The organism is Frankia sp. CcWB2 (assembly GCF_977927585.1).
Genome location: NZ_CDWRCM010000053.1, coordinates 1 through 10,323 on the forward strand (window position 1 = coordinate 1; position 10,323 = coordinate 10,323).

General features: G+C 70.6%; 6 protein-coding genes, 1 tRNA gene and 1 pseudogene. 3 read left to right on the plus strand and 5 right to left on the minus strand.

Features of this window, described 5'->3' with window-relative positions:
- Nucleotides 1-1,020 precede the first annotated feature (1,020 nt).
- Both ACY45C_RS08050 and ACY45C_RS08055 read right to left on the minus strand, forming a co-directional pair.
- A tRNA-Arg gene (locus ACY45C_RS08050) sits at nt 1,021-1,093 on the minus strand.
- A 28-nt stretch (nt 1,094-1,121) separates the two neighbouring features.
- Nucleotides 1,122-1,259: a hypothetical protein gene (locus ACY45C_RS08055; RefSeq protein ID WP_462186998.1), complete on the minus strand. Its 138-nt coding sequence runs from the start codon at nt 1,257-1,259 to the stop codon at nt 1,122-1,124.
- 284 nt (nt 1,260-1,543) lie between these two features.
- Between ACY45C_RS08055 and ACY45C_RS08060 the strand changes: the two genes are divergently transcribed.
- Nucleotides 1,544-2,206, plus strand: a complete 663-nt coding sequence (locus tag ACY45C_RS08060) for a single-stranded DNA-binding protein (protein WP_462186999.1) — start codon at nt 1,544-1,546, stop codon at nt 2,204-2,206.
- 89 nt (nt 2,207-2,295) lie between these two features.
- Nucleotides 2,296-4,665 carry a DUF7846 domain-containing protein gene (locus tag ACY45C_RS08065; RefSeq protein ID WP_462187000.1) on the plus strand — a complete coding sequence of 790 codons (2,370 nt, stop codon included), beginning with the start codon at nt 2,296-2,298 and terminating at the stop codon, nt 4,663-4,665.
- Nucleotides 4,666-4,819: 154 nt separating this feature from the next.
- Here the strand turns inward: ACY45C_RS08065 and ACY45C_RS08070 are convergent, their stop codons facing one another.
- Nucleotides 4,820-6,067: a DUF1254 domain-containing protein gene (locus ACY45C_RS08070; RefSeq protein WP_462187001.1), complete on the minus strand. Its 1,248-nt coding sequence runs from the start codon at nt 6,065-6,067 to the stop codon at nt 4,820-4,822.
- Nucleotides 6,068-6,280: 213 nt separating this feature from the next.
- On the opposite strand from ACY45C_RS08070, the gene ettA reads away from it, so the two are divergent.
- Nucleotides 6,281-7,963: an energy-dependent translational throttle protein EttA gene (ettA, locus tag ACY45C_RS08075; protein WP_462187002.1), complete on the plus strand. Its 1,683-nt coding sequence runs from the start codon at nt 6,281-6,283 to the stop codon at nt 7,961-7,963.
- Nucleotides 7,964-8,019: 56 nt separating this feature from the next.
- On the opposite strand, the gene ACY45C_RS08080 is transcribed toward ettA, so the two are convergent.
- On the minus strand, nt 8,020-8,499 hold the full coding sequence (locus ACY45C_RS08080) for a globin (RefSeq protein ID WP_462187003.1): 480 nt from the start codon (nt 8,497-8,499) through the stop codon (nt 8,020-8,022).
- Nucleotides 8,475-10,143 (minus strand): annotated as a pseudogene (locus ACY45C_RS08085) (glycoside hydrolase family 13 protein). Before ACY45C_RS08085 ends, ACY45C_RS08080 begins: the two are co-directional and overlap by 25 nt.
- Nucleotides 10,144-10,323: the final 180 nt, after the last annotated feature.

The window sequence follows — 10,323 nt, forward strand, 5'->3', positions numbered from 1 at the left end:
TTTCCGCGCCGTCGCGGGGCTCGCCGCGACGGCCCGCCGAGGTGAAAAGCGCTGTGGCACAGGGGTTTGTGCACCCAACCAGCACTAATGTGAACCTGAGTCTGCAGGTCAACGGCCCGACCGTGTCTGTTGGACCTGCCCACGCGAAAATCCGCCGGGCGGGCTACGCCGGGAACCGGAACGCTGGGCGCTCCTGAGCCACGGTGGCGCGTCCAGGCTCGGAATCGCTCGGAAGTAGTGGTCTTCAGAGTTTGCTTCTAAGTTGGAAGGTCGGTCCTCTCGGTCTCGGTGTGCGCCCCAGGATGCGTGGGCGGTGCGTGTACGACCTGCCAGCGTTGCCGGGTCGGCTACGGAGAGCGGTAGTAGCGTCGCTTCGGGTTCCGTGGACCGGCGCCGAGTTCACGGACGAGTCCGCGGTCGACCAGTTTGATGAGCCTGGTCCTCGTCACGCGGGTGGACAACTCGATCGCGTTGGCGATTTCGCTGGTGAGTGCGCCGCCGGTCGGGATGGCCGCGAGGATTGCGCGGTCCCTGTCGTCCAGGGTCGGTGATTGGACGCGCTGGGTCCACAGCGTGACGCGGAACCGGGTGCCGATCCCTTCGAGGTCTGGCGGTGGGAGCCCTGCGTCGAGGCAGGCTGATCGAGACCCGTGTCCTCGTCACGGCGGGTAAGCGTAGCTACCAGACGGCGGTCAGCCTGCTCCGCGATCTGCGCGAGGCCCACCTCACCCTCGGTGACGTCGCCGGGTTCAGCACCTACGTCGGCCAACTGCGCACCGAACACAGACGTAGACCCACCTTTCATCGCCCACCTCGACGCGGCCGGTCTTTGACCGCACCCTTCGGCCCGCGCCATGGACGCCTGATCGGCAGCGGCCTGGGTGTGGAACCCAGCAAGAATCGAACCCAAAGCGGCAGGTCGACGGGCTGCACTCCCCGGCCCTGTTCGGGTATCCGCCCCTACATGAGCACTCAAGGTGCAGGTCATGGCGCATGTCGATCTTAAACGGCGAGGTTGAGTGCGCCCGGCAGGGATCGAACCTGCGACCTGGTGCTTAGAAGGCACTCGCTCTATCCACTGAGCTACGGGCGCGCTTGCAGGGGATGGGCCCACCGGGAAGCTACAACAGGGTAGCAAGGTTCGACCAGGCATCGAACACATGGGCACCGTCTCCTGGGAAGGTCGAGCTCCGGGGAAGGCCGAGGTACGACGCTGAGGGGACGTAATGAAGTAACAAATACGTGATCGAGAGCATCATCGCAGGTCACAGGCCTGTGGAGGGTTCGAAACGCGCAAGTTATTTCATTTCGACTCCTGAGGCGTCCGCGGCAGGCGGGCAAACGGGAGGCGTCGCGGACCGGCGTGGGGTCCGAGCGTCGGCGTGCCGGTGCGCGCACGTCCGGGGATGCGTGGCCTGTGGGTGAACCCTCGTTATCCACAGACGACCAACCGAGGGTTTCCGAAGCCGCCGTGACGGCTCACTGTGGGAGAGGCCGTTCGCGGCCAGCCCGGCGGATCCGTCCCTGACCCGAGGAGCACGCCATGCTCGAGACGACCATCACGCTTGTCGGCAACCTGGTCGACGATCCGGATCATCGGATGGCGGCCAACGGTGCGTCGATATGCACCTTCCGCCTCGCGTCGACGCCCCGCCGGTTCGATCGTTCCGAGAGCCGCTGGGTCGACGGAACCACGCTGTTCCTGCGGGTCTCCTGCTGGCGCCAGCTCGCGGACAACGTCGCTGCCAGCCTCGTCCGGGGTGATCGTGCGCTCGTCTACGGCCGGCTGCGGCAGCGGTCGTTCGAGACGGGCGAAGGGGAACGGCGGGTTACCTACGAGATCGACGCGGATGCGGTCGGAACCGAGCTCACCTGGCATGCGGCTCGCTCGGAGCGACTTGCCCGTCGCCCGGGCTCCGCCCCCGCGGGGGCGGCGGCCGCGACGGGTGTTCCCAGTGATCCGTCCGCTCTGGTGGGATCCGAGCACGGCGCTCTGGCCGGCTTCCCGGTCGCTGGTGCGGATGCGGATGCGGCCGGAGCGGCATCTGCCGCGACGGCCATGGCGTCGATGGTCGCGGGACCGCCGGCGGGTGCCGGGCGGCTCCAGGGCGCGGGTGTGGCGCCCGGCGGACCGCGCCCGTCCGCGGTGACGGTCGACGATTCACCCTGGCAGTCGTTTCCCTCCTCCTCCCATGACCTCTCCTGATCGTCCAGCCGTCGATGGCGGGGACCTGGAGGGCGGGTCGGACCGACCTGCGTCCGGCGCGGCCAAGGGCGCTGGGTACCGTGCCGTGGATGAGCAGCCGGCACGAGATGGGGCCGACGGGGCCTGTCTCCGCCGAACCCGGGACAGAGCCGCAGGCGCCCTTCGACGTCATCGATGCGCAGGTTGTCGTGAGTCCCGGCTTGGAGAGCGGCCTTGCGCACGCGACACCCGGATCGGTGGTCGTCGCCGCGCCCAGGGGTGATGCCGAGCCCCGGAACGACACGCCGCGGTCCCGGCCGGACGGCGAACAACCGCCGGCCGGGCCGCCGGCTTCCGACGACGCTCACGGTCGGCGGGCTCCCGTCCAGCGGCTGCGCGTTCGTCTCGCGAGTATCTCGGGGCCCGCCCGGTACGTGATGGTGCTCGCCGTCCTGAGCGCGGCGGTCGCCGTCGTCCTCCGGCACACCGTGTTCCCGTTCCTGTCGGTCAATAACGACGAGGGCATCTACCTCCTGCATGCCAGGACCCTCGCCGAGGGCCGCCTGTTCCCGCCCGCCCCGGACCCGGCGCCGTCCTACCTGCCATGGCTGGGAACCGTTGTCGGCGATCACTACGTGTTGAAGTACACGCCCTTCGTACCCGCGATCTTCGCGATCGGCATCGTGCTGACGGGAAGCATCGATCCGGCGCTTGCGATGATCGTCATGGCGGCGGTCGTCGTCACCTACCTACTGGGCGCCGAGCTGTCTGGCAGCCGGCGGACCGCGGCGTTGGCGGCGACCCTGCTCGCCTTCTCCCCGCTGGTGATCCTCCAGAGCGCGATGGTGCTGAGCTACCTGCCGACCCTGGTGCTGCTGCAGGTGACCGTCCTGGGAGTGCTGCGGGGACGGCGCCGCCGACGGGCGGCACCGGTGGTCGTCGCGGGCCTCGCCCTCGGCGTGGCGGCGGCGGTGCGGCCGTACGACGTCGTCCTGCTCCTGGCTCCGCTCGCGATCTGGCTGGTCTTGACCTCCACGGGCGGGCGCTGGTGGCTGTGCCGGTGGCTGCTTTGCGGGCTCGCCGCGCCCATGGTGCTCGTCCTGCTCAGCAACGCCGCCGCCACCGGTGACCCGTTGCGGCTGCCGTTCGCGCTCCTCGAACCCGACGACAAGATCGGCTTCGGGTTGCGCAAGCTGTATCCCGGCGACGGCAGGCACGACTTCGGCCTGGTCGAAGGGCTGCAGTCGGTTGGCGACCACCTGTGGTTGTTCGGCGGCTGGGCCTGCGGGGGAGTAGTGCTGGCCGGCTGTGCGATCGTCGTGGCGGCTCGGCGGCAGCTGTCCGCACCCGCCGCGGTCCTGGGTGCGGGTGGGCTGCTCTTCCTGGGCGGATACGTCGGCTTCTGGGGCGCGTGGAACGCGGCCGAGTTGTGGGGCGGCATCCGCTACGTCGGCCCCTTCTACCTGGTCCCGGTGCTCATCCCGCTCGTCCACCTCGGCGCGGAGGGCCTGGTCAGGGCCGGCGAAGCCGTCTTCGCCCGCGGGCACCGCTTCGGGCTCACCGCCGTCGCGGGGACCGGCGCCGCCATCCTGGCGCTCACGGCCGTCGTCCTGGTCGGGGCGGTGCGCGCCAACCTCACGCTCACCGGGCACGACCGTGACCTCAGCGCGATGCTGGATCGGCTGCCGGGCGACCCGCTCGTGTTCGTCGCGGTGAACCCGCCGTTTCTCGGGCATCCCACTCCGGTGACCGCGAACGGGCCGAAGCTCGACGGTCCCGTCCTGTTCGCCGTGTCGCGGGGGGTCGACGATCTCATCGTGGCCGCTGACCACGCGGACCGCCCGGCCTACCTGCTCCGCCTGGCATCGGCCTACGGCCGCTCACCCGCCTCGCCTTCCACCGCGCGGGTCGAACGGCTGGCGGTCAGGAGCGGCAGGCGGGTGGCGGTGACCCTGCGAGTGGATGCCGCGCCCGCGGGCGCCCGTTCCGCCCGCGTCGTGCTCACCGAGGGTGCCCGCCGCCTGTCGATTCCGGTCCATCCGCGGATCCCCACCTCGATGATCCTCACCGTCGACGCGGACGGCCTCGATATCACCGACGTCACCAATATCACCAGTATCACCAACATCGCCGGCGGCACGGACAGCCCCGGCGGCACCACGACGGACCGCAACGACTCCGGCCGGTCCCCGGTGCATTCCGGATCCCTCGGCCGTCCGTCGGCGAGCACCGTGCGGGACGGCCGGGGCACCTCCATCACCGTGGCCTACTACGCGACGAGCCCTTCCGGACGGGAACATTTCCTTGATCATCAGGTGTTGCCCGTGCGGCTGGCCGCACGGGACGGTTCCCGGTCGGACGGTTCCCGGCCGGCTGCCGGCCCGCCGGTCACCGTGCTCGGATCCCTGGGGGAGGTCGATGAGGTCGGCGAGGGGCGGCGGCCGCCGCTGCGCATCATCATCGATGATCGTCGAGGCTGACCTGCCCGCCCGGGTAACCTGCCTGCCCCGGCGCCCCGATCCCCCGGTGATCGGTCGGCCCGGTGATCGGTCGATGCGGCGGATGGGAGGAAGCATGTACGTTCCGTCGAGGACGTCAGTCCCCGGCTCGTAGATCCGTAGGACGGGCCGGAAATCACCGACTGCCGCGGGCAGCCAGTTGGCAAGCGGCCGGCCGTCCTCCGGGGGGATCGCTCTGGAGCAGGATGCGCACCGAGCCGTCCGGACCGCGGCGCAGATCGCGGTCGCCGCTCCGCAGGGAATACCGGTGCAGGGGATTCTCGACGAGGTAGTACTCGGGCGCGTCGTACATTGTCAGCGACCAGAACGCGGCCTGCGGCGGCGGCACCAGCTCCAGCAGGTACCGGTGGGCCCCGCTCAGCTGACGGCCGTCCGTGTCGATAGCACGGCTCGCCTGGATCTCCTCGTAGCCGTGCGTCGCGCCCCGCGGCAGCCGGGCGGCCATCGCCCGGGCGAGACGGGCCTGTGCCCGATCGCTTATCCGCCAGGCCGGATCGTCGATCGTGCCTGGTCCGAGTCGGTCCAGGTTGAAGTCGAGGGCATGCGGGGTGCTCGCCCAGCCGTTCGTCAGCGCCCGGCCGGCGTGCGCCACCCGTTCGAGCTCGTCGCGGCCGGCGCGCAGCCCGGTGCGCAGGGACCAGGCGAGGCCCGGGTTGGGGTCGATGTACGGCGAAGGATCGTTGAGGATCCCGAGCGAGGTGAAGTGGCGGGCGTACTCGGCCTCGGCCCGCGACGGAGGATAGGCGCGCAGCCAGATGCGCAGCTCCTCCCAGAACCGGAGGTCGTCACAGACCCTCTTCGAGTGCTCCGGCGGTCCCTCCGCGCGGCGGGCCTCGGGATCCAGCGGGCTCAGGTCCAGTTCCTCCTGCAGCCGGGACACCGCCGCGATGTCCGCCGGGCCGTCGAAGCCAAACCGGTTGATCAGCGTCAGCAGCCGGGTCGGCGCCTTGATGCGGGCCAGCGACGCGGGCGCGCTGCCCGTCCAGCCCGGCGGGACGAGCAGATAGCGCCCACCCCGTCCGCCGGTGGTTCGCCGTCCCACGTAGGCGAAGTTGTTCCGCCAGGCGTCCATGAAGATCATCACGCTGTAACGATCCGGCGTGTCGGGGATCCGCAGGACCAGCGGACCCGGCGTGAGGTCGACCTCGGCCACCGAGCACAGGGCGTCGTTGTCGACGCTGACGAAGCAGGACAGTGGCGCGGGCGGTTCCGTCTCGTGAGCGAAGGCGTTGTACCCGGCGGGCCGGATCGGCCCGATTCCCTCAGCCGCCGTCCGTACGCTCAGCCGGACATTGCTGACCAGGGGATATCCGAAGATGAACGCCTCGGCCGCCAGCCCGAGCCGATGGTCACTCGCGAGCATGCCGTCCTCCCCGCGCTCGTCATCTCCGTTTCAGTGGTCGCCCCCATGCAGCGGTCGCCCCCACAGTCCGTGCCCTTCTTTGTGGTGTGGTACCCACCGGATGCCGTCCGGGGACCGGGCGGACCCGATGATCCGCCCGGTCCCCGGCGTCGGCCGACGGGCCACCGATCACCGCTGTGAGGAACGCGGGCGCGATGCCCTAGGGTTGATGGCATGGCGCAGTACGTCTTCCAGATGCGCAAAGCGCGCAAGGCCCATGGCGACAAGGTCATCCTCGATGACGTGACCCTGTCGTTCCTCCCCGGAGCCAAGATCGGGGTAGTCGGCCCGAACGGCGCGGGGAAGTCGTCCCTGCTCAAGATCATGGCCGGCCTCGATCAGCCGAGTAACGGCGAGGCGACCCTGAGCCCCGGCTACACGGTCGGCATGCTCGCCCAGGAACCCTCGCTGGACGAGACCAAGGACGTCCGCGGCAACGTCGAGGACGGCGTGCGCGAGATCCGCCGGGTGCTCGTCCGCTACGAGGAGATCAACGAGAAGATGTCCGCGCCCGACGCGGACTTCGACTCCCTCCTTGCCGAGCAGGCCGAGCTCATCGACAAGATCGAGGCCGCGAACGCCTGGGAGCTCGACAGCCAGCTCGACCAGGCCATGGACGCGCTGCGGCTGCCGCCCGGCGATGCCGACGTCACCCTGCTCTCCGGCGGTGAGCGCCGCCGGGTCGCGCTGTGCAAGCTCCTGCTCGAGGCTCCCGACCTACTCCTGCTTGACGAGCCGACCAACCATCTCGACGCCGAGAGCGTCGCCTGGCTGGAGCAGCACCTCGCCCGCTATGCGGGCGCCGTGCTGGCCGTCACCCACGACCGGTACTTCCTGGACAACGTCGCCGGCTGGATCCTCGAGCTCGACCGGGGCCGTGCCCTGCCCTACGAGGGCAACTACACCACCTACCTGGAGAACAAGGCGGCCCGGCTGAAGGTCGAAGGCCAGAAGGACGCCAAGCGGCGCCGGGTACTCGCCCAGGAACTCGAGTGGGTCCGGTCCAACCCGAAGGCCCGCCAGACCAAGAGCAAGTCGCGCCTCGCCCGCTACGAGGAGCTGGCCGCCGAGGCGGACCGGGCGCGCCCGCGCGACTTCGAGGACATCCAGATCCCGCCCGGCCCCCGGCTCGGCAACCAGGTTATCGAGGCCAAGGGGCTCACCAAGGGCTTCGATGACCGGCTCCTCATCGACAACCTGTCGTTCACCCTGCCGCGCGGCGGCATCATCGGCGTGATCGGCCCCAACGGCATCGGTAAGACGACCTTGTTCAAGATGTTGACCGGGCAGGAGGCGCCGGACGCCGGGGAGCTCGTCATCGGCGACACCGTCGACATCGCCTATGTCGACCAGACCCGCTCGGGCCTGGACCCGAAGAAGAACGTCTGGCAGGTCGTCTCCGACGGCCTCGACCACATCGTCGTCGGCAAGGTCGACTTCCCGAGCCGGGCGTACGTGTCGTCGTTCGGGTTCAAGGGGCCCGACCAGCAGAAGCCCGTCGGTGTGTTGTCCGGCGGGGAGCGTAACCGGCTGAATCTCGCGCTCACCCTCAAGCGTGGCGGCAACGTCCTGCTTCTCGACGAGCCCACCAACGACCTCGACGTGGAGACGCTGCGCTCCCTGGAGGACGCGCTGCTGGAGTTCGCCGGCTGCGCCGTGGTCATCTCCCACGACCGCTGGTTCCTCGACCGGGTCGCCACCCACATCCTGGCCTGGGAGGGAACCGACGAGGACCCGGCGCGCTGGTTCTGGTTCGAGGGGAACTTCGCCGACTACGAGACCAACAAGATCGATCGTTTCGGGCAGGAGGCGGCCCGCCCGCACCGCGTCACCTACCGCAAGCTCACCCGGGACTGAGAGCGCACCCGGGCCGGCCGCCCGGCTGCCCGGCTGTGCCCGCGGGCACCGAGCGGTCAGTCGGGGCGGTTCTGCAGCGAGTTCGCCGCCATCGACAGGTAGCCCCAGAGCTGCCTGTCGAGATCGGGCGGCAGGTCCAGGGAGTCGACCGCGGCCCGCATGATCTTCAGCCAGGCGTCCCGCTGCGCCGGGCCGATCGCGAACGGGCCGTGCCGCCTCCGCAGCCGAGGATGCCCGCGCTGCTCCTGGTAGTCGGTCGGGCCACCCCAGTACTGGATGAGGAACATGCGCAGGCGCTCCTCAGCGCCGGTCAGATCCTCTTCCGGGTAGAGCGGGCGCAGTACCGGATCGTTTGCCACACCCTGGTAGAACCGCGCGACCAGCTTCCGGAACGTCGGTTCGCCGCCGGCGGCGTCGTAGAAGGAGCTGACCGGGAGAGTGCGCGGAGGAGACTGGCTCACTCGTCCATTCTGCGGCACGCGGTGCGGCCCGATCCGGGCGACGGGTGTTCTCAGCCGTCGCGGGGCGCGATCCACGCCGTCGTGTCGGGGGGCAGCGTCAGGGTCGCGTCGTCGTACCCCACCGGTCCGCTGGCGAGCACCAGCCGTCCGGGCAGCGGAACCGCCACCTCCCCCTCGGTCGTCATCACGCAGGTCATATTGGCCGGCCCCACCGAGGTGGGCGGGGCCGGGGGCACCGACGAGCCTGCCGGCGCGGGGCGGTCGAAGGCCAGGCATCCGGCCGGGGCGTCGTCCCGCCAGCGCAGGTCGTCGCCACGCAGGTGGGGGAGGGCACGGCGCAGGGCGAGCGCGCTGCGCACGAGCAGCCAGGTCGACATCGGGTCGGCCGCCTGCGCGAGGACCGCGAGGTCCGCCCAGTCGGCGGGTTGCGGCAACCACGGGTCGGCGCTGGCCGAGGTGAATCCGTAAGGGGGCGTGTCCCCCGACCACGGCAGGGGGATCCGGGCGCCGTCCCGGCCCGGCGACGTGCCCCCGGACCGCGTCCAGATCGGGTCGCGACGGGCGGCCGGCGGCACCTCGGCCTGCGGCAGCGCCAGCTCGTCGCCCTGGTACAGCACCGCGGTGCCGGGCAGTGCGAGCAGCGTGAGCAGGGCGGCGCGCGCGGCGGGTCCCCGTGGGACCGCCGCCGTAACGGGTCGCCGGACGCACCACGTCGTGGTTGGCGAGCACCCAGGTGCCCGGCGCGCCGACCGCCGTCAGCGCGGCGCGTTCGGCATCGATGGCGGCCCGCCAGGCCGCCGCCGACCAGGGGATGCTCAGCAGGGAGAACGAGAACGTCAGGTGCAGCTCGTCCGGTCGCACGTAGCGGGCGAGCCGGGCCGGGTCGCGCACCCAGGTCTCCCCGATCAGGACCCTGGGACGCCCGTCGCGGGCGGTGTACTCGTCGGTGATCGCGCGCCACTCGCGGTAGATCTCGTGCACCCCGTCCTGGTCCCAGACCCGGGGCTCGTGCTCCTCGCGGAACCCGCTGTCCGGAGCCAACAGGGCGCCGGGCGGGTTGTCCCGTAGCTCGGTGTCCTTCACCAGCCCGTGGGTCACGTCGATCCGGAACCCGTCGACCCCCCGATCGAGCCAGAACCGCAGCGTCGCGGCATGGTCCGCGCGGACGGCGGGATGATCCCAGTTCCAGTCGGGCTGCTCGGCGTCGAACAGGTGCAGGTACCATTGGCCGTCCGCCACTCGCGTCCAGGCCGATCCACTGAACACCGATTCCCAGTTGTTCGGAGGCTGCTCGCCGCTGGGGCCTCGGCCGTCGCGGAAGATGTAGAGCTCCCGCTCGGGACTGCCCGGCGCGGACGCGAGCGCCGCCTGGAACGCCGGGTGCGCCGAGCTCGAGTGGTTCGGCACGAGATCGATCAGCACGGCGAGTCCGGCCTCGGCGGCGTCGGCGAGCACGGCGTCGAGGTCCGCGAGGTCACCGAAGAGCGGATCCACGCCGCGATGGTCGGCGACGTCGTACCCGTGGTCGGCCATGGGGGACGAGTAGAAGGGTGTGATCCAGATCGCGTCGACGCCGAGTTCGGCCAGCATGGGCAGGTGCCGCCGCAGCCCCTCCAGATCGCCGACCCCGTCACCATCGGAATCGGCGAAACTGCGAAGGTACACCTCGTACAGCACGGCCCGGCGCCACCACGTCCCGTCCCGGCCGGGCGACCGCACCCGGCCGTTGGCGCCATTCGGGCGATCCAGCTCCCCGGCGTCGCCGGCTCCTGGGCTGTTGTCCTTGTTGTCCCCAGCGCCCTCGGCGTTCTCGTTCCCCTCGGCGTTCTCGCTGCCCGCGTGGTCCTTGCCCGCGTCGCTCCGGTTGCCGTGCTGGACACTAGGGGGACGTAATGAAGT